The 18,179-nt window shown below is 71.0% G+C and carries 25 protein-coding genes and 1 pseudogene; 10 read left to right on the top strand and 16 right to left on the bottom strand.

All coding sequences use genetic code 11. The features are described 5' to 3' along the window. The 3 genes and pseudogenes from I53_RS28820 to I53_RS28810 all read right to left on the bottom strand — a co-directional run. Nucleotides 1-681, bottom strand: a 681-nt coding sequence (locus tag I53_RS28820) for an ABC transporter ATP-binding protein (protein WP_043357506.1), incomplete at its 3' end; no start/stop codon positions are given. After that, a complete protein-coding gene (locus tag I53_RS28815; protein WP_251982490.1) occupies nucleotides 678-1,766 on the bottom strand; it encodes an ABC transporter permease in 1,089 nt (362 codons plus the stop codon). The genes I53_RS28820 and I53_RS28815, both read right to left, overlap by 4 nt. Nucleotides 1,767-1,988: 222 nt before the next feature. Beyond that, nucleotides 1,989-2,881 (bottom strand): annotated as a pseudogene (locus I53_RS28810) (ABC transporter substrate-binding protein). 419 nt (nucleotides 2,882-3,300) lie between these two features. Here I53_RS28810 and I53_RS28805 point away from each other — a divergent pair. Further along, entirely contained in the window at nucleotides 3,301-3,516 is a 216-nt protein-coding gene (locus I53_RS28805) for a hypothetical protein (protein WP_043357502.1), read from the top strand. A 16-nt stretch (nucleotides 3,517-3,532) separates the two neighbouring features. Here I53_RS28805 and I53_RS28800 read toward each other — a convergent pair whose 3' ends face one another. The 5 genes from I53_RS28800 to I53_RS28780 all read right to left on the bottom strand — a co-directional run bounded on the left by I53_RS28800 (nucleotide 3,533) and on the right by I53_RS28780 (nucleotide 7,514). Next, entirely contained in the window at nucleotides 3,533-5,008 is a 1,476-nt protein-coding gene (locus I53_RS28800; protein WP_043357500.1) for a protein adenylyltransferase SelO, read from the bottom strand. 332 nt (nucleotides 5,009-5,340) lie between these two features. Continuing rightward, nucleotides 5,341-5,601, bottom strand: a complete 261-nt coding sequence (locus I53_RS28795) for a hypothetical protein (protein ID WP_043357512.1) — start codon at nucleotides 5,599-5,601, stop codon at nucleotides 5,341-5,343. A 178-nt stretch (nucleotides 5,602-5,779) separates the two neighbouring features. Further along, nucleotides 5,780-6,310 (bottom strand): MucR family transcriptional regulator, encoded by a 531-nt coding sequence (locus tag I53_RS28790; protein WP_043357498.1) that lies wholly within the window; start codon nucleotides 6,308-6,310, stop codon nucleotides 5,780-5,782. A gap of 352 nt (nucleotides 6,311-6,662) precedes the next feature. Continuing rightward, complete coding sequence (locus tag I53_RS28785) at nucleotides 6,663-6,965, bottom strand: hypothetical protein (RefSeq protein WP_043357496.1); 303 nt, start codon at nucleotides 6,963-6,965, stop codon at nucleotides 6,663-6,665. Nucleotides 6,966-7,133: 168 nt separating this feature from the next. After that, nucleotides 7,134-7,514 (bottom strand): hypothetical protein, encoded by a 381-nt coding sequence (locus I53_RS28780; RefSeq protein WP_043357494.1) that lies wholly within the window; start codon nucleotides 7,512-7,514, stop codon nucleotides 7,134-7,136. Nucleotides 7,515-7,610: 96 nt separating this feature from the next. Here I53_RS28780 and I53_RS28775 point away from each other — a divergent pair, with 96 nt between their 5' ends. The 3 genes from I53_RS28775 (at nucleotide 7,611) to I53_RS28765 (ending at nucleotide 9,226) form a co-directional block, all read left to right on the top strand. After that, nucleotides 7,611-8,369, top strand: coding sequence for a CDP-diacylglycerol diphosphatase (locus I53_RS28775; RefSeq protein WP_043357492.1), 759 nt, complete (start codon nucleotides 7,611-7,613; stop codon nucleotides 8,367-8,369). Nucleotides 8,370-8,454: 85 nt separating this feature from the next. Then, on the top strand, nucleotides 8,455-8,784 hold the full coding sequence (locus I53_RS28770; RefSeq protein ID WP_236952769.1) for a hypothetical protein: 330 nt from the start codon (nucleotides 8,455-8,457) through the stop codon (nucleotides 8,782-8,784). A gap of 196 nt (nucleotides 8,785-8,980) precedes the next feature. Further along, a complete protein-coding gene (locus I53_RS28765) occupies nucleotides 8,981-9,226 on the top strand; it encodes a hypothetical protein (RefSeq protein ID WP_236961841.1) in 246 nt (81 codons plus the stop codon). Between the two features lie 16 nt (nucleotides 9,227-9,242). Here I53_RS28765 and I53_RS28760 read toward each other — a convergent pair whose 3' ends face one another. Together I53_RS28760 and I53_RS28755 are read right to left on the bottom strand one after the other, a co-directional pair. After that, complete coding sequence (locus I53_RS28760) at nucleotides 9,243-9,431, bottom strand: hypothetical protein (protein ID WP_043357488.1); 189 nt, start codon at nucleotides 9,429-9,431, stop codon at nucleotides 9,243-9,245. A gap of 173 nt (nucleotides 9,432-9,604) precedes the next feature. Continuing rightward, complete coding sequence (locus I53_RS28755; RefSeq protein WP_043357486.1) at nucleotides 9,605-9,868, bottom strand: hypothetical protein; 264 nt, start codon at nucleotides 9,866-9,868, stop codon at nucleotides 9,605-9,607. A gap of 238 nt (nucleotides 9,869-10,106) precedes the next feature. On the opposite strand from I53_RS28755, the gene I53_RS28750 reads away from it, so the two are divergent. The 4 genes from I53_RS28750 (at nucleotide 10,107) to I53_RS28735 (ending at nucleotide 11,569) form a co-directional block, all read left to right on the top strand. Beyond that, nucleotides 10,107-10,493: a hypothetical protein gene (locus I53_RS28750; RefSeq protein ID WP_043357484.1), complete on the top strand. Its 387-nt coding sequence runs from the start codon at nucleotides 10,107-10,109 to the stop codon at nucleotides 10,491-10,493. Nucleotides 10,494-10,513: 20 nt separating this feature from the next. Next, nucleotides 10,514-10,699, top strand: coding sequence for a hypothetical protein (locus I53_RS28745; protein ID WP_043357482.1), 186 nt, complete (start codon nucleotides 10,514-10,516; stop codon nucleotides 10,697-10,699). Nucleotides 10,700-10,763: 64 nt separating this feature from the next. Continuing rightward, nucleotides 10,764-11,027 carry a hypothetical protein gene (locus tag I53_RS28740; protein WP_043357480.1) on the top strand — a complete coding sequence of 88 codons (264 nt, stop codon included), beginning with the start codon at nucleotides 10,764-10,766 and terminating at the stop codon, nucleotides 11,025-11,027. Between the two features lie 296 nt (nucleotides 11,028-11,323). Continuing rightward, nucleotides 11,324-11,569 carry a hypothetical protein gene (locus I53_RS28735; RefSeq protein ID WP_043357477.1) on the top strand — a complete coding sequence of 82 codons (246 nt, stop codon included), beginning with the start codon at nucleotides 11,324-11,326 and terminating at the stop codon, nucleotides 11,567-11,569. An 18-nt stretch (nucleotides 11,570-11,587) separates the two neighbouring features. Here I53_RS28735 and I53_RS28730 read toward each other — a convergent pair whose 3' ends face one another. Both I53_RS28730 and I53_RS28725 read right to left on the bottom strand, forming a co-directional pair. Then, nucleotides 11,588-12,328: a DUF4336 domain-containing protein gene (locus tag I53_RS28730; RefSeq protein ID WP_043357475.1), complete on the bottom strand. Its 741-nt coding sequence runs from the start codon at nucleotides 12,326-12,328 to the stop codon at nucleotides 11,588-11,590. Nucleotides 12,329-12,710: 382 nt separating this feature from the next. Next, the gene (locus tag I53_RS28725; RefSeq protein WP_043357508.1) at nucleotides 12,711-12,935 is read right to left on the bottom strand and encodes a hypothetical protein; all 225 of its coding nucleotides are present in this window, start codon (nucleotides 12,933-12,935) and stop codon (nucleotides 12,711-12,713) included. A gap of 266 nt (nucleotides 12,936-13,201) precedes the next feature. On the opposite strand from I53_RS28725, the gene I53_RS28720 reads away from it, so the two are divergent. Then, entirely contained in the window at nucleotides 13,202-13,930 is a 729-nt protein-coding gene (locus I53_RS28720) for an SDR family oxidoreductase (protein WP_043357473.1), read from the top strand. Between the two features lie 18 nt (nucleotides 13,931-13,948). On the opposite strand, the gene I53_RS28715 is transcribed toward I53_RS28720, so the two are convergent. The 3 genes from I53_RS28715 to I53_RS28705 form a co-directional block, all read right to left on the bottom strand. Continuing rightward, entirely contained in the window at nucleotides 13,949-14,710 is a 762-nt protein-coding gene (locus tag I53_RS28715) for an amino acid ABC transporter ATP-binding protein (RefSeq protein WP_043357471.1), read from the bottom strand. Next, a complete protein-coding gene (locus I53_RS28710; protein WP_043357468.1) occupies nucleotides 14,707-15,387 on the bottom strand; it encodes an amino acid ABC transporter permease in 681 nt (226 codons plus the stop codon). The genes I53_RS28715 and I53_RS28710 overlap by 4 nt, the downstream gene beginning before the upstream one ends. 221 nt (nucleotides 15,388-15,608) lie before the next feature. Then, nucleotides 15,609-16,325, bottom strand: coding sequence for an amino acid ABC transporter substrate-binding protein (locus tag I53_RS28705; RefSeq protein WP_374701391.1), 717 nt, complete (start codon nucleotides 16,323-16,325; stop codon nucleotides 15,609-15,611). A gap of 388 nt (nucleotides 16,326-16,713) precedes the next feature. Here I53_RS28705 and I53_RS28700 point away from each other — a divergent pair, with 388 nt between their 5' ends. After that, the gene (locus I53_RS28700) at nucleotides 16,714-17,640 is read left to right on the top strand and encodes a dihydrodipicolinate synthase family protein (protein ID WP_043357464.1); all 927 of its coding nucleotides are present in this window, start codon (nucleotides 16,714-16,716) and stop codon (nucleotides 17,638-17,640) included. Nucleotides 17,641-17,771: 131 nt separating this feature from the next. Here I53_RS28700 and I53_RS28695 read toward each other — a convergent pair. Further along, nucleotides 17,772-18,179, bottom strand: a 408-nt coding sequence (locus tag I53_RS28695) for an aminotransferase class I/II-fold pyridoxal phosphate-dependent enzyme (protein WP_043357462.1), incomplete at its 5' end; no start/stop codon positions are given.

Here is an 18,179-nt window from a genome sequence, read left to right as displayed (position 1 = left end):
GGGTGCGCCGAGAAGGTCTGCCGGCGGCGCTCCCTGCACGAGGCGCCCGGCATCCATCACGGCGATCCGGTGGCCGAGGTGCAGGGCCTCGTCCATGTCGTGGGTCACCAGCACGATCGTGGTTTTGTAGCGCTGCTGGATCGTCCGCAGATCCTCCTGCGCCCGACCGCGGATGATCGGATCGAGGGCGCCGAAGGGCTCGTCCATGAGCAGGATCGGCGGCTCGGCGGCGAGCGCCCGGGCGACGCCGATCCGCTGCTGTTCGCCGCCGGAGAGCGCCGCCGGCAGGCGATCCCGGTAGGCCGCCGGATCGAGGTTGAACAGGCTGAGGAGTTCGTCGACCCGGGCGGCGATCCGCCTCCGGTCCCAGTCGAGCAGCTTCGGCACCACCGCGATGTTCTCCGCGACCGTGCGGTGGGGGAACAGCCCGTGTCCCTGGATGGCGTAGCCGATCCCGCGCCGCAGGAGATGCGGAGGCACGTCCCGGATGTCGCGGCCTGCGATCCGGATCGTGCCGGCGCTCGGCTCGATCAGGCGGTTGATCATCCGCAGCAGGGTGGTCTTGCCCGATCCCGAGGTGCCGACCACCGTCAGGATCGTCCCGGCCTCGACCCGGAGGGTCACGTCCGCCACGACCGTGCGTCCTTCGAAGACGCGGCTCACCTGGGCGAGGTCGATCATGGAACCCGCTCCGCCGCCCGGCCCCGGCTCAGATCGACGACCGCGTCGAGCAGCACCGCGGCGCCGGTCGCCATGGCGACGGTCGGCAGCGCGCCGAGCAGGACGAGGTCGCCCGCATTCTGGCTGATGCCCTGGAAGACGAACACGCCGAGGCCGCCGCCGCCCACGAGCCCCGCGATCACCGCAAGCCCGATGTTCTGGACGAGGACGATCCGGATTCCGGTCAGGATCGCCGGGAGGGCGAGGGGCAGCTCCACCTGGAGCAGCCGCTGCCGCGCGGTCATGCCGACGCCCCGGGCGGCGTCGCGCACCGGCCAGGGCACGGCATCGAGGCCCGCGACAGTCGCGGCGGCCACGGGCAGGAGCGCGTAGGCGAACAGCGCCACGAAGGCCGGCGCGGCGCCGATTCCCGCAATGCCGAGGGCGGCCGCGCCCGGGACCGCCCGGCCGATCCAGGCCAGGGGCGCGATCAGCATCCCGAACAGCGCCATGGAGGGGATGGTCTGCACGACGTTGAGGGTCGCGAGCAGGCCCGTCCGCAGCGCAGGAACCGGGCGCGCCAGGATGGCCGCCGGGATCCCCAGAGCGGCGGCGGCCGCCACCGAGGTGAGGGCGAGAACGGCATGGGTCCGCAACTCCCGGCCGAACGTGTCGGAGCGGCTGGCATATTCCCGCAGCACCGAGAGGTTGTTCCAGAACCCGGTCCGCAGGGCGAGTCCCGTCGCGGCGACCAGCAGGGCCAGCAGGGCGATCCGCAGGATCGGTCCCGGCCGCAGCCGCGCCAGCCCGTCGCCGACGGCGAGGGCCGCCGTCGCGAAGGCGAGCCACCAGCCTGCATCCGGCGAGACCCGGCCGTACCGGTCGCCCGGCAGGGTCAGGTGATCGGCCGCCCAGCCGGCCGACAGGCCGAGGAGCAGGAGGATCGCGGCGGCGGCGGCGAGGCGCAGGGGCGGCGCCGCCCGGAGCGCCAGCAGCGGCAGACCGAGGGCGACGACGCCTCCGAGGAGGAGCACCGCACCCGACGGGAGGGCGGACCAGGCCGTCAGCCCGGTGCCGGCCGCGATCCGGTTCGGCCGGGTCGTCATCAGCGGGAGCGCGAGCAGGCTCAGTCCCAGCAGGGCCGCGAAGGCCGAGCCCAGCGGATCGACGCCCGGGCGGAGCAGCCCCGTCGCGGAATGTCCCCCCCATCCTCAAGCTCCGACGGCGCCGGCGCGCGCGGGCCCGCGCAAAAGTGGGCCGGCCTCGCGACGAGTCCCCGCGACCCGCCGAGAACCCATGCCGGCAGAGTTTCGGCTTGTCGACGCGTGTCAGCGCACGAATCCGTTCTGCCGGAGGAGTCCGCCGCGACCGCGGAGGCGGGCTCGCCGCCGATCTGGACGCGGCCGTTGAGATCCCGGAGCGTCGCCAGGTCGAGTCTGCGGAAGATCGGATCCAGCACCGTGGCGATCTCGGGATGGGCCATGAGGACCGCCCCGCGGACTACCGGCGCCGGCTGATAGACCGGCTGGACGCCCTTGTCGTCGTCCATCGTCACGAGGCGCGCGACCGCGAGGGCGCCATCGGTGCCGAACACCATGGCGGCGTTCGTGCCGGACGTGCCCCGCGCCGCCGCGGCGATCGTGGCGGCCGTGTCGCCGCCGGCCAGGATGACGAGCTGCTCCGGCTTGAGGGTGAAGCCGTAGGTCCTGCCGAAGGCCGGCAGGGCGCCCGGGGCGGTCACGAATTCCGACGCGGCGGCGAGCTTGATCGCGCCGCCGCCCGCTACGTAGCGGCCGAAGTCGCTCAGGGTCTTCAGGCCCGCGGCCTGCGCGATCTCCTGGCGCACCGCGATCGCCCAGGTGTTGTTGGCCGAGGCGGGCGTCAGCCAGACGAGGTCGTTGGCCGCGCGATCCAGGTCCCGGGCCGTCCGATAGGCCGCCTCGGGATCCTTCCAGACCGGGAGATCCGCCTTCCCGAAGAAGAACGCCGCGTTGCCGGTGTATTCCGGATAGATGTCGATCTGACCCTCGATCAGGGCCTGGCGCACGATCGCGGTGGCGCCGAGCTGGATCTTGTCGACCGTCGGGAGGCCCCGGGCCTGCAGGGCCTGCAGGATGATGTTGCCGAGCACCCCGCCCTCTGTGTCGATCTTGGAGGCCACGACGATCCCGGCCGCCGGCGCGCCGGGCGTCGGGCCACATTGGGCGACCAGCAGCGCCAGGGCCGGTGCGACGAACCACGCGAGGATCCGCCTCACCTTGGCCTTCGGATCCCCCGTTCGCGTCGTCCGGTCTCGGCGGGGGCCTGCCGCGCGCGATGTCCGGCTGGGGCGGGCGATGATCCCGTTGAGCCCGGGCGACAGGCCGGCGGCCACGGTCGCGACGCGATTCGACTTCCGTTTCATGGGGATGGCTTCGCCGCCTTTGCACGCGCCGCTCATCGCTCCCGCGCCGCTCTCGGTCCCCTCGCGAGGCTCGTGACGACAGGGATGACCTCCGCGCCCGGCGCCTCCGATCTCGACCGTATCAAATCAACGCACTCCGGTTAATAATGTTTAACCTTTACACGATGCTGACGCGAACAATCCTAGCCTTGGAGATATAATGTTGAGTAGATCGTTTGCGTCGAAAGGAGGGGAGTATGTCGTATTCGATTCTGGTCCGCGATCTCGCCCGCGAACCTGGCGGTGCTCCCAAACTTCTAGCCTACGACATTCACGACCGGTCGGCGGCGGAGACTCTCGTTTCCGTGATCGCCACGTCGTACCGGGATCACGGTTTCAACCCCGCCACCCGCGTCCATTGGTTTCGGCACGAGGGCGGGGTGCGCGAGATCTTCACCTGGCCGCGGCAGTGACCGCCGGCGCGACGCCTCAGGTGCCGCAGAAGGTGCGGTAGCCGACGCCACCGTCCTCGGGCGCCACGGCGAAGGCGGCCTGATCCGGCTGATCCACGTAGGGGCGGGACAGCACGGTCAGGAGCGTCTCGAACGGGGCGAAATCCCCCCGCTCCACGGCTGCCTCGATCATCGCCTCGACCCGGTGGTTGCGCGGGATGAAGGCCGGATTGACCCGGCGCATCGCGGCGGCGGTCTCGGCCGGGTCGCGGGCCTCCTGCGCGAGCCGCCCGCGCCAGTCCTTCGCCCAGGCATCGTAGGCTGTGGGATCGACGAACAGGTCGCGCACGCCCGCGTCGGCCTCCGGCCGCTCCGCGGCGGCGCAGAGCGTGCGGAACGTCAAGGTGAAGTCGGCCTGATTCTCGGCCATGCGCTTGAGGAGGTCGCCCGCCAAAGCGGCGTCGCCGTCCCGGGTCTCGGCGAGGCCGAGCTTGCGGGCGAGGCCGCCGTGATAGGCCGTCTCGAAGCGCGCCGCATAGGAGGCCAGCGCCGCCTCGGCCTCGGCGACCGAGCCCGCCTCGTCCTCGGCGAGCAGCGGCAGCAAGGTCTCGGCCAGCCGCGTCAGGTTCCACAGCGCGATGCGCGGCTGCTGGCCGTAGGCGTAGCGGCCGTTGCGGTCGATGGAGCTGAAGACGGTCCCGGGATCGTAGGCATCGAGGAAGGCGCAGGGTCCGTAATCGATCGTCTCGCCAGCGATCGACATGTTGTCGGTGTTCATGACCCCGTGGACGAAGCCCACATGCAGCCAGCGGGCGACGAGTTCGGCCTGGGCGGCGATGACGCCCTCCAGCAGCGCCCGGTAGGGGTTCGCGGCCGAAGCGGCTTCGGGATAGTGCCGGGCCACGACGTGGTCGGCGAGCGCCCGCAGGCCCTCGACATCGCCCCGGACGGCGAAGAACTGGAACGTCCCGACCCGGATGTGACTCGCGGCCACGCGGGTGAGGACCGCGCCCGGTAGGAGCGTCTCGCGCACCACCGGCTCGCCGGTCGTCACGGCGGCGAGCGCCCGGGTGGTCGGGATGCCGAGCGCCGCCATGGCCTCGCTGACGAGATACTCGCGCAGCACCGGACCGAGCGCTGCCCGCCCGTCGCCCCGCCGGGAGAACGGTGTCGGGCCCGCGCCCTTCAGCTGGATATCGCGGCGCTGCCCAGTCCGGTCGAGCACTTCGCCCAGGAGGACCGCGCGGCCGTCGCCGAGCTGCGGCACGAACTGGCCGAACTGATGTCCGGCATAGGCCGCCGCGATCGGATCGGCGCCCTCCGGGACGGCGTTTCCCGCAAGCGCCGCCACGCCGTCCGGGCCGGCAAGCCAGTCCGGATCGAGGCCGAGCTCCGCGGCGAGCGCCCGGTTCAGCCGGACGAGGCGCGGGGCCGCCACGGGCGTCGGCGGCCGGCGCGCGTAGAAGCGCTCCGGCAGGCGGGCGTAGCTGTTGTCAAAGGGGAGTGCCGTCATCGTCGGGATCTATGGACGGTGGGCGCGGGGGACAAGCGGAAGCCTGAAGGAGCTCGTCGATCGCGTCACCGCCGGCCGGCCGGGTCGTTTCCACCGATGCGTGCCGCAGCGCTCGCGGCAGACGGGCCCGGTTCCGTGCACCCGCTGCTCTGGCCCCACCGGCAGGCGCGGCCTGTGATGGCGGCCCGATCCGCTGGGCGCGACGGCCACGGCGGCGGGCCCACGCCGCGTCTGTCCCGCCGGACCGATATCCCTCGAAGTCGCGCCCCGGCGGGGACAGGCCCGTGCGGCTGCGCAAGTTCGGCTGGGGGCGCCGGGGCTGTGACGGGACGCTAGCGGCTCGTCGTCGGAGGGGTCCCGGTGGCCGGAGGCTTGCCGGTGCCGACCTGACCCTCCGTCGGCGGAACGGCCGACGGATGGGTGACGGCTTCCGTCGCCGTCCGGCCGGGATCCTTCGTATCGGCCGCCGGCTTCGGTGCGGTCTCGGTCCGGGGCGCCGGTCCGGTTCCGGGCCGATCCTGCGCCCAGGCTGCGGCCGGGAGGGCGGCCACGGTCGCGGCGGCGAGGAGAAGGGCGGGGATCGGTCGGTTCACGTTGGGCTCCGTGGCGTTCAGCCGGGCGTTCCGCAGGGCCAACGGATGGCCGCAGGCGTCGTTCCGGCACTCCGCGCCGCGGTTTTGACGGGTGGATGCGGCCGCCCTGGCCGCGCCCGATCCCGTCATTCCGAGTCCGGGCCCCGGGATCGCACGTCAGGGCCCGCAACCTCAGGGCTCACGCCTCCGCGTCGGCCTTCCGGGTCTTGCGGCCCTTGGCCACCTTCGTGCCGTCCGCATCCGGCGCCGCGGTGGACGCCGCAGGCTCGCCCCGCTTCGCGGCCGGGCTCCGGCGCTTGTGGCCCAGGCCGGCATTGCGGGCGAACTCGGCCCGCATCGCCGAGTAGGTGGATGCGGTCGTCGGATAGTCCGGCGGCAGACCGTAGCGCTGCCGATACTGCTCGATCGTCATGCCGTTGCCGGTGAGATGCCGCTTCAGCGTCTTGTACGGCTTGCCGTCGATGAAGCTGATCAGGGCGTCGGGGGTGATCGATTTCTTGATCTGCGCAGGCGTCGCCTTCTTGAATTCCGGCTCGGCCGAGACCGTCGTCTGGCTCAGGCCGGCGAGTGCGGCATGAACGCCGGACAGCAGCGACGGAAGATCGGGGACCGGGACGGAATTGTTGGCTACGTAAGCGGAAACAATGTCGGCCGTCAGCTCCACAAAATCGACTGGATCCTGATGCGGTGCGGGATTGCTATCTTCCATGAACGCCTCTCACGTTGGAGTGATGCATGAACGTTGATCCGCCTCTCGACAGTCAAGTCCATATATGAGCGAAGATAACCTATTATGGCTGTTATCTACCGAATGTCTGGGCGAATACCAACATAGATCAGTAGCGATTCTGCCGCTGGATCATTCCGGTCGGAGCTGGCTGCGCGGCTTCCCTCGGATCGGCCGCACGGGGGCCTGCGGCGCGGGCCCGGGCGGGCGGCTTCAGGAAGTGTTAATCCTGCCGTGATCAGTGGCAGGGTCGCTCCGGCTTTGGGGGTAAGAAGCCGAACGGCAGGCGGGCCGAGCCCTGCCCCTCCATGCTCGGCCCGCGCCCCTGCGGCGCTCACGCGTTGACGGCGGTCCCGATCGGCGTGGCGATCGCGCCGCGCGTCCCGGGTGGGACCACCGATTGCAGAATCCGCGCCGGACCGGATGCGGGATCCCCGCGATAGCCGCGCTCGAGCGTCATCAGCGCGTGCATCGGGGCTTCAGCCAGGTCGAGAAGGCGCGCGTCGCGCCAGCGGCGCTTGGTGAGGCCGGTCCGGCTGAGCCACCGGGGCTTCTCTTCCTCGACGAGCAGGACCAGCTTGCCCGTCCACGTCTTGCGAAACCAGAACCGTCCCGTGAGCTTGGCTGCGCCGAACATGCCGCACCTCGCGTGAGAGCCCCCTGAGCCAACGTGGGTCAAGCTCGGCGGTTTCCGCCGGAGACCGACCGCAGGATGCCGGGCTGGCGGCGCAGACATGCATCGGCGACATGCATTGGGACATGTGCAAACGTCCGCGTCCGCGGCGACGGTCCGGCCGGGCCGGATTTATCGGCAGGTCGCGTCGTCCGGGCGCCCGCGGCCCAGGACCGCGAGCAGGCGGCCCGCCACCGCGCCGGCCAAGGCCGCGACGGCTTTCACGAGGAAATCGTCGAACCGGCCGTGGCGGGTCCCGGTAAGGGTCTGCCCAAACTCCAGGCCGCCGGCGAGGAGGATGCTGCCGACGAGGATCCAGCGCCCGTGCCGCGGGTAGCCCATGGCCATCAGCAGCCCGGCGAGCGCGTAGGCGGCGAAGCGCTCGATGCTGGGTTCGGCCGTGACGACGGGGCGGAGCCCGATCGGCACCAGCGTGACGGCGGCGATCAGGGCCACCAGGATCCAGGCCGCGATCCGGATCAGGCCGAGCCACGGCACCTTCCCTCTCAGCATCGCGGAATCGTAACCTCGCGCCGACGGCGCCCGCGTACAGTGATGGCGCGCTGCCGCCTGTAGCATAACGGCGGCCGGGGACCGGAACATCTGCTCATGCTTCGTCGTCTGGTCGCCGCGATCCTGTTCGCCTTCGCCACGGTGCCGGCCGCCATCGCGGCGAACCCGGTGCGGGACGTGCTCTGGGTGGCGCTGCAGGGCTGCGTGCTCGCCAAGAAGGCGGCGGGCCGGAGCTTTCCCTGCCTCTCCGTCGACCTCGGCGATGGTACGCGCCCGGGGACGGCGGTGCTGCGCGCGCCGGGACAGCCTACCCACACGGTGGTGATGCCCACCGACAGCATCTCGGGCATCGAGGCGCCCGTGCTCCAGGGACCGCGGGGCGCCGCCTATTGGCGCGCGGCGCTCGCGGCCCGGCACTTTGTGTCGGATGCGCTGCCGGGCCGGCTGCCGGTCGCGGCGGTGGGTCTGGAGGTGAATTCCGTCGGCGGCCGCAGCCAGGACCAGCTTCACATCCATCTCGACTGCATGCACCGGAGCGTCATGGCGGCCCTGAAGGCCCATGGCGGCGCCGTCGGCGAGACCTGGGCCCCGTTCCCCGTGCCGCTGGCGGAGGCGCGTTACGTCGCGCTGCGAATTCCCCCGGACGCGGTGGCGGAGTTCAACCCGTTCGCGGCTCTGGCCCGGGTGCCGGGCTGGCAGGGGCATCTGCACGACGCGAGCTTCGCGGCGGTGGAGGCGGATCCCGGGGATCCGCAGGGCGGGATGATCCTCCTGGCCTATCGGGAGCCGGAGGCCAGCGCCGAGTACCTGATGGATCACAGCTGCCGGATGGCCAAGCCCGGCCGGCACGGCTGATCGGCCGCCGTCCCGAGCCACCGCCACTGTTGCTGCTACGTTCTATCCGAGCTGGGCGCGAATCGGGCATAAAGCGATCATGCGCATGCCGGTGCTCAGCTTGTCCGCGATGCTCCTCCTGACCACCGGTCCTGCCGTCGCGGGTCCGGTCGCCGGAGCGTCCGATCCGGCCGAGCTGGAGCGCGCGTGGCACCGCTGCCTTCGAGACGCCTCCGGGCATCAGCCGACGGGTCAGAGCCGCGCCGGGGACGAGCGCAACGCCCTCGACGAGTGCAAGTCCCGCGAGGATGCCCTGGTGGCATCCCTGATGGCCGGCGCCCGCCCGGCGGACGCACGCACCGGCACGGTGTGGTCGCGGACCTGGGCCGCGTTCGCGGAGCCCCTTGTCACCTGGTTCGGGGCGCTGCGGCGCTGAGGGCGCCCCGCGCCGCGTTTCTCGCGTCCGATCCAGTCCCGCCTGGCCGGCACGATCTGGCCGGCACGATCTTGTGCGCTGCGTGTCCGCAACGCTCACGAACCGTCGCGGATATCGCGTTCGCTGAGGCCCGCTCCGCGGCGTCGCACCACGCCTTGCGGGACGAACCGCCGCCGCCGCCGATCGTTGGGCATCCATGAGCGCGCAGAATCCCAAGCTTCATCCCGATGCCGTCGCCGAGGCCCGTCGTCGCGAGATGGCGACCGAGCATCTGCTGTTCGGGACGGTTCGGTTTCTGGCGCAGCGTCATCCGGAATTGCTGGACGAGCTTGAGGGCAGCCTCGCCCACCTGTGGGATCCGGTCGAGGGCGAGGCGCGGGACGATGAGGCCGTGCGGACCATCGCCCGGCGCATCATCAAGGGCCTGCGGGCCGAAGGCTGATCCGGCCCGTCCGGGCTCACCGCTGGGCGGCGTCGTTCACCTTGACGGTCGGGATCATCGCGACGGCCTTCGCGGTCACACGGTCGAAGACATCGCCGGTGAGGCCGCGCTCGGTCGCGAGCTTTCGGATCCGCTCCGCATGCTGCGCGAGGGTCAGCCCGAAATAGGTCTTCTCTGTCGCCTGTTCGACAGACTCGTTCGCCACGCTTCGACTCCTGTTCATGGTGGGTGAGGGCCGATGATTTGGGCCGCGGCGGCCGCGGCTTCAACCCCCGCCCGGAACAGGGCGCCCCGGCCATGACGGTTCGTCATACCCTTGGGGGCGCCCTGCAGATGGCCCGCCTGGCCGGGCGCGATGGGGCCGGACGGCCTGCGGTCTCAGCGGCTGCAGCCGATGCAGATTCCGCGCGTGATCGCGTCGTTGCGCTCCTCGATGGCATCCCGCCGCTCGATGCTGCCGGTCTCGCTCGGGCCGAGGGCGCCGGGGTTGGGCACCGTCTGGCCGGTCGCGGCGGTGTGGGGCGCCTTGGCGGTCGTATCGGGGCCGCCCCCGGTTCCCGTCCTGCCGACGGGGTCGGCCCAGGTGGTGGCTGAAGCCAGGCTCAGGGTGGCGGCCATGGCGAGGGTTGCGGATCTGCGCATGTGAAGCTCCCGGAACTGCGTGCGTCGGTCTGCGAGAAACCGACGCTTGTCCGTTCATGAAGTTCCCGCGCCCGCGACGCGCCCGCGCCGGCATGTGGTGCATTCGGAGGCGCCGTTTCGCGGCGATGCCGTCGAATTCCGCGGTTAACCTTCGGGCGTAATGGCTAATCAATTTTGAGAGGTATTTCGCAGGCGGAATTGGCGGATCGTGGCGCAGTAACATTCGGAGGCGTGCGTCATGAACCCGACCGTCAAAGCCGTTCTGCTGAACGAGCGGGCCGCCGTGCTGTCGGCCATCGCGGCGCGCCAGGGCACCGTCTCCGACCTGCTGGTCCAGATCAACGGCGTCGAGAACGACATCTGGCGCCTGCGCCACCGCCTGATCGACCTCGAAGCGTACCTGATCGGGCATCGCGTCGACCTGCCGAGCGCGGATGGCGGATCCGCCGGGACCGCGGAGGCCGCCGGCACCCTGACCCGGTGCGATCCGGTGCCGCCGGCCGGGATGCGGCCCGCGGAGGTGATCGGCCTTCCGGCCTGCAAGCCGCTCGGCGAATTCGTCCGCACCAAGGGCGGGGCGCGGAAGGCGCAGGCCGCCGCCGGCCGCCTGGCCGAGACCGCCTGAGAGGGTCGGGGAATCTGCGCATGCGCCGCATCCGCACTGGCCTGCGCTGGCGGCGCGGGCCGCCGGCACCGGTCCTGCCCGAGAGTCTGACACGCTTCGTCTCGGAGCCGGGAGCGTTCACCGCTCCGCTGTGGGACATCGCCCTGGCGTTGCTGGCCGGCGTCGTCGTCGCCCTCGCCTGCGGCTGGATCCTCCAGGCTTGGTAGCCGGTCCTGACTGTATCCCGCCCATGGCCTATGAGGATCGGCGAGGATCCGGAGGGATGGACGGATGAGCGACGGCAGCGGCGCGCCGAGCGTGAAGATCGCGGAGGTCCAGCGCCTCGCCACGGCGCTTGCGGCGCGGGTGCGCTACGCGCAGCTCGTCGGCCGTCCCGTCTATGAGGCGCAAATCGCCGCCCTGGTCGGCGCTGCCCGCCTCATGGACGAGGAGAAGGCACCCTGGCCGCCGATGGTGGAGGAGGTGCTGACCGAACTCGCCCGCTCGATCGAGGGGGCCGTCACCGTCGCGGCTGACCCGCCGGAAGAGCCCTGAACGGCCGCCCTTCTCCCGGACGACGCATCGTCGGTGCCCCGCGCGAAGGCGTCCGCCGGGCCGAGCCCGGACCGAATCGGCGCGCGGGCCGTCATCCATCTGCACGCCTGCTGCGCGGGGCGGGCGATCCCCGTTTGCGCCATCGCGGGGGGCGGCTGCCGGCCGGACCCTATCGACGTCGGAACTTCGGCGCGAAGGGTCGATTGACCAGAGGGATCGGTACGGAGATCTGCGCCCGTCGCCAACGTGCGATGGATTGATCCGGCCGAAGTCTTCGCCTTGAAGTCGATGGCCGAATGATCCTGAGCCTGCAGGCCGTGCAGGTCGCGACCAGCAGCGACGATACCGAGAGCCAGCTCGTCTTCGCCGACGGATTTCTGGTCGCGGTGTTGGTCCGCCTCTCGGCGCAGCACGGCGAGGACACCGGAAAGTGGTTCCTGGAGGCCGGATTCGGCCCGCTCGCACCGGCTTGTCCGCCGCTCTTCGCGGATCTCGCGGCCGCCCGGGCCTGGATCATGCGGCGGCTGATCGCTGCGGCGTGATCCCGATACCGCCCGCCCTCAGAGGCCTTTCGCGAGCCAGCGGAGCGCGTGTCTGAGGCGCGCTGCGCCGTCCCCGGCGAACCAGAGGCCGTGTGCGAAGATGACCCGCTCGGGAGCCAAGGTGAGAAGGTCGCTCGCTGCTCTCGCGGCGTCGTGCCGGCGGAGTTTGATCACGAGGCGCAGGTAGGGTGGCGGCTGGCCGTGCGGTCGCGTCATGCGGGCGAGGCGCAGGAACGGACGCAGGAGCGCCGGCATCTTCTCCGGTTCCAGGTTGAGGACGAGATCGGTCAGGATCAGCGTCCGGCTCGCCCCGTGGACGAACGCGACCTCCCGGAACCCGAAGCCGCCCGGCACGACGATCTGGCGCAAATCAGCCGCCCAATCGGAGGGGGCGTCGTCCCCGAGAACCCGGTCGATGCGGAGGCCGGCGCGGCGGACCGGGCGACGCTGGCGCAGGTTCGGAGCTGCCCAGGTCAGCGCCTCCGGACAATGCGCCTGCCACGCCTTCAGGAAGGTCCAGTGGGCGATGTTGGGGGCGACCAGATGCCGGATCGGCCCCAATGCGGCGATCTCGCGGTACAGGTGCGGATCGAACCGTGTCGGTGAGTGCAGCCAGAGTCCGCCGTCGCCTAGGCGGACGACGGTCATGCGGACCGGGAGGGGGATGCCGAGGACGCGGAGCGGCCCGCTGTCGACGATCCAGACGCCATCGGCCACCGGCTTGAGGACGTCGAGGGGCGGATAGGTGGCTTCGGGCAAGTCCCGGTCTCTTCCTCGGCCGCGCAACGTCGCGCCCACGAACCTGTGCAACCGCGGAAGCGCAATGGATTTCCCGGATGGATCGCCGCAGGCCGGCGGGCCACGCCCCCGCCGCGGCCGGCGCGCCCGGCCTCCTCACAGGAACCAGGACGGCGCGTCGAAGCGCGCTCACGATCCTGAGGATCGTGTCGGCGCGTGGCAGGCCCGCCGAGAGCCGGACCGTCCGGACCGATCCAGACGCGCGTCGCCGCCGCCCCCTTCGGTGCAGCCCAGGGTCCGAACGGCTCGAGGCGCAGGGCGGGCGCGGCGGATGGGATGATGTGGCGCTTGTTGGCCGGGAGGTGGAAATCTCCACCTCCACCATCCGCCGCCTCAGCGGGCCCTACACGGCCTGGATCGGTGCGTGCTTGCCGTCATGCGCCGCACCCGAAGCCAAGCTCTGCGTCTCTGCGCTGTCCTGCTGGTCCCGCGTCGGCGGCGGATAATCCGTCAGCGGACGCCAGGGAGCAGCCGGGGCGCCCAGGCGGGCGCCGGACGGACGCAGCGAGAGCCAGATCGCCACGGCCATCCAGGGCACGACGAAGAAGACGAAGGCGGCAAGCCCCACGGCGATCCTCCACGAAACGGTTTCGTCGTGAGAACGCCGGACGGGCATCCAGAGATCCGCCGCCGTGCCGGTCATCCCGCGCGGTCGGTTGATTGCGTCGCTCCGGGCGGCGGCGTCGGGTCGGATGGACGGGGCGATCGGGCCTGGAGCCCCGCCCATCCGGAACCTACAACGCTGGGGGGCACTCAGCCCGGATGCCCGGATCTGGCCGGCGTATCCCGGTCCGGGAGCCGACGCGGCGAAGTGCAGCCTGCTGGGAGCGAACAATGGCAGATCTGTCCGGGAAGACGGTCCTGATCACGGCGGCGGGGCAGGGGATCGGGCGGGCGAGCGCGCTCGCCTTCGCCCAAGCCGGGGCTCGGGTCCACGCCACCGACATCAACGCGGATGCCCTCGCCGGGCTGCGCGCCGACGGTCTCAGCACCGCGATCCTCGACGTTCTCGATGCGGGCGCCGTCAGCACCCTGGTCGCGCGGATCGGCGTGGTCGACGTCCTGTTCAACTGCGCCGGCATCGTGCATGCCGGCACCATCCTGGAGATGCGCGACGACGACCTCGACGTCGCCCTCGATCTCAACGTCAAGGCGATGATCCGCACGATCCGGGCGGTTCTGCCGGGGATGCTGGAGCGCCGCGACGGCGCCATCGTCAACATGGCGTCGGTCGCCTCCTCGGTGAAGGGCGTGCCCAACCGCTTCGCCTACGGGTTGACGAAGGCGGCGGTGATCGGCCTGACCAAGGCGGTGGCGGCCGACTATGTCGGCCACAACATCCGCTGCAACGCGATCTGCCCCGGCACGGTGGAGAGCCCGTCGCTCCAAGAGCGCATCCGCGCGCAGGGCGACTACGCGCAGACCCGCGCGGCCTTCATCGCGCGGCAGCCGATCGGGCGGCTGGGTACCGCCGAGGAGATCGCCGACCTCGCCGTTTACCTGGCGGGCGCGACCTACACGACCGGCCAAGCCGTCATGATCGACGGCGGCTGGACGATCTGATCCGGGCCGGATCGCCCTTCACGCCTCCTCCGCGGCTTCACCAAGCAGGGTCCGGATGAAGCGGCGGGTGCGCGGATCCTTCGGGTGGGCGAACAGGTCCGGCGCCGGTCCCCGCTCGACGATCGTGCCGCCCTCCAGGAACACCACCGTGTCGGCGACGCGCCGCGCGAGGCGCAGGTCGTGGGTCGCCATCAGCATGGTCATGCCTTCCCCCGCGAGGCTGGCCAGCACATCCACCACTTCGGCGGCGAGCTCCGGGTCGAGGGCCGAGGTCGGCTCGTCGCAGAGGAGCAGGCGCGGGGAGGGGGCGAGCGCCCGGGCGATGGCGACCCGCTGCTGCTGGCCGCCTGACAGGTTGGCAGGCCAGTCCCCCGCCTTGTGGGCGAGGCCGACGCGCTCCAGCAACTCCAGCGCCCGCGCCCGCGCCCTGGCCTGGGGCCACTTGGCGACGGTGACGAGCCCCTCCGTGACGTTCTCGATGACGGTGCGATGGGGAAAGAGCTGGAAATTCTGGAACACCATGCCGGTCTGGCGGCGCACCGCGAGCATCTCCCGCCGGGTCGGCGGCCGGTCCGGTCGGAAGGTGAGTCGGATATCGCCGAGGTCGAGCGTACCGGACCGCGGCATCTCCAGCAGGTTGACGCAGCGCAGGAGCGTCGACTTGCCCGAGCCGGACGGGCCGATCAGCGCCGTGACGCGGCCCTCGGGCACTGCGAGATCGATGCCCCGCAGGACCGCGTTGCCGCCAAAACTCTTCTCGATGGCCGACAGGGCGATCATGCGCGCGCCTCCAGATATCCGCCGTATCGCCCGAGCCGCCGCTCCAAGAGCGTCTGGATCCAGGACAGGAACGTGGATAGGACGAGGTAGATGAGCGCCACTTCGATGTAGAGGATCAGCGGCTCGTAGGTGACGGCTACGATGCGCTGGGCGGCCTGGAACAGTTCCGGCACGGTGATCGCGGCTGCGAGCGAGGTGTCCTTGACCAGCGCGATGAAGGAGTTGGCGAGCGACGGCACCGCCACCCGCGCTGCCTGAGGCAGGATCGTGCGCCGCAGGGCTTGAGCGGGCGTCATGCCGGTGGCGTAGGCCGCCTCCCATTGTCCCCTCGGAATGGAGGCGATGGCGGCGCGGATGATCTCGGACGTGTAGGCGCCGACATTGAGCGTGAACCCGATCACGGCCGCAGGGAAGGCGTCGATCAGGATGCCGGTGCTCGGCAGCCCGTAGAAGATCACGAAGAGCTGCACGAGGAGCGGCGTGCCCCGGAAGATCCACACGTAGAACCAGGCCAGTGCCGCCAGCGGGCGTGGGGCGAACAGGCGCACGAGCGCGGTTCCGAGCCCGAGGCCGAGCCCCAGCATGAAGGCGATCAGGGTCAGCGGGACCGTGAAGCGGAGGCCGGCCGCGAGCAGCGGCCCCAGCGACTGGAGCATGAGGTCGAGCCAGTGCGGCACGGGGGGGCGTTTCCTTTCGGTCGGACAGGGTTACGGGTTTCGCAGGTTCGGCCTCGGGGCATGGCCTTCGCCGAAGGATATGTGCGGATCCCCGCGTCCCCTCGGGGAGGGATCCCGATGCGCTCTGCCTTCAGAGGCGCGCCCGGATCCTCGCAGCCTTCAGGCTTGCAGGGGCCTGCAGGCGACCCGCAGGCGCGCCGCGACGGGCCCCTTCCGGACGGCTACTTCGAGACGTCGGCGCCGAAGTACTTCTGGGCGATCGCCGCGTAGCTGCCGTCGGCCTTGATCGACTCCAGCGCCTTGTCGATGGCAGCCTTCAGCGCGGGGTTGTCCTTGCGCATGATGATCCCGGATGCGTCCGCGTCCGTCTGCTCGGCGACGATCTTCACGGGCGCATTCGGCTTCTGCTTGTGGAAGTCGAGGAACGACAGGCTGTCGTTGACGGTCGCGTCGGCGCGGCCGGTGGCCACGAGCTGAACCGACTGATCGAATCCGTCCGTGCCGACGAGCTCGGCACCGGACTGCTCGGCAAGGCGCGCGAAGTTGCTGCTCAGGCTCTGCGCGGCCTTCTTGCCCTTCAGGTCGGCGAAGGACGTGATGTCCGCCCGGTCCGCGCGTGTGATCAGCACGGCCCGCGCCCGGATATAGGGCTCGGAGAAGTCGAACTTCGCCTGACGCTCCTTGGTGATGCCGACTTGGTTGATCACCACGTCGTAGCGCTTGCCGTCGAGGCCGGCGATCAGGCCGTCCCATTTGCCTTCGAGGAATTGCGGCGTGACGCCGAGCTTCTCGGCGACCTTGCGGCCGATCTCCACGTCGAAGCCGACGAGCGCCCCGGAGGCGTCGTGGAACGTGAACGGCGCGTAGGTGCCCTCCGTCCCGATGCGCAGGGTCTTGGACGCACGGATCGCGTCGAGGTCGTCCGCCTGCGCGGGCATTCCGAGGAGGCATGCCGCAGCGGCGAGGACCAGGGCGAGGCGGGTCGAGACAAAGCGCATCGTGGTTGGCTCCAGCGCGATAGAAGGTCCTGCCGCTGTCGCCGAGGTCGCTCTCAGCTGTCGACGCGGGACGCAGAAAAGGTTTCGGGCGGCCAGCGCGTGGCCGGGACTTGATGGACCGTCAGGAAATGCCGCCGCATGGCGCCACGCTCCGGAAGGCCGCGCTTCCCATATCAAGGGGAACCCGGGACGCCTACCGACAGGGGCATCGTCCCGGGGATATGATGCGGCCGCGGACAGGCCGGCTCCGTGCTAGGAGGAAGCGGGTCTCGAATCCGGACCGATTCACGCGCCGGGGAACGCGGCCTTCTCGATGGAAGGAGCGCGCATGACCTCGCCTGCCCAATCCTACCGGGGCGTCTTCCCGGTCGCCCCGACGGTCTTCGACGCCGCGGGCGCCCTCGACCTCGACGGGCAGCGCCGGGCGATCGACTTCATGATCGACGCCGGCAGCCAGGGCCTGTGCATCCTCGCCAACTTCTCCGAGCAGTTCGTCCTCACCGACGCGGAGCGGGAGACCGTCATGCACGCCGTGCTGGAGCACGTGGCCGGCCGCGTGCCCGTGATCGTCACCACGACCCACTTCGCCACGCAGGTCTGTGCCGAGCGCTCGCGGCTGGCGCAGGAGGCCGGGGCCGCCATGGTGATGATCATGCCGCCCTATCACGGGGCCACGATCCGCGTGCCGGACCTCGGCATCTACGAGTTCTTCCGCGCGGTCTCGGACGCGATCTCGATCCCGATCATGATCCAGGACGCTCCGGTTTCGGGGACGCCGCTCTCGGCCGCGTTCCTGGCGCGCATGGCCCGGGAGATCGCCAACGTCGCCTATTTCAAGATCGAGACCGCGCAGGCTGCAGCCAAGCTCCGCGAGTTGATCGCGCTGGGCGGCGAAGCGGTGGTGGGCCCCTGGGACGGCGAGGAGGCGATCACCCTGATGGCCGACCTCGATGCCGGCGCCACCGGAGCGATGACCGGCGGGGCCTATCCGGACGGGATCCGGCAAATCACCGACGCCTACGCGGCGGGCCGCCGGGACGAGGCCATGGACGCCTACGCGCGCTGGCTGCCGCTGATCAACTACGAGAACCGGCAATGCGGCCTGCTGGCCTGCAAGGCGCTGATGGCCGAGGGCGGGGTGATCGCCCACGAGACCGCGCGGCTGCCGATCCAGCCGCTGCACCCCGACACGCGCGCCGGGCTGATCGAACTGGCCCGCCGGAACGATGCGCTGGTCCTGCGCTGGGGGCGCTGAGAGGGCGCTGCGGCCTCGGACAGGTGACTCCCTGAGCAAGGACGACCCGTAGGCCTTCACCATCCCTGCTTCACCGTCCCTGCTTCTTCGCCGCGCGTGCAAGGCGAGCGGGGCCGCCTAACCCGCCCGGCTCAATGCGCCGACGCGGCCGGGGCGCGGGTCCCGAGCGCGCCCGAGAGCCGCCGCACCGCCTCTCGCGCCAGGGCCGGGCTGATGGCGAAGCAGATCCGGACCAGACCTTCGCCCTCCGGCCCGAAGGCGGTCCCCGGCGCCACCCCGACCTTGGCCTCCTGCAGCAGGCGCAGCGCCAGGTCGAGGCTGGGCTCGTCGCCGCCCATCCGGGCCATGAGGTAGAAGGCCCCGTCAGGCGGTGCGACCGTGACGCCCGGGAGACGGGACAAGCCCTCCATCAGGATCGCCCGGGCCTCGGCGCAGCGGTCGACCATGGTGCGGATGAAGCCGTCGCCCTCCTCGAGGGCAACGATGCAGGCGTGCTGGATGAAGGTCGGGATCGAGGTGGTGCTGTACGTCCGAGCTGA

The organism is Methylobacterium sp. B1 (assembly GCF_000333255.1).
Classification (GTDB): Bacteria; Pseudomonadota; Alphaproteobacteria; order Rhizobiales; family Beijerinckiaceae; genus Methylobacterium; species Methylobacterium fujisawaense.
This window is presented reverse-complemented; position numbering and strand designations above follow the sequence as displayed.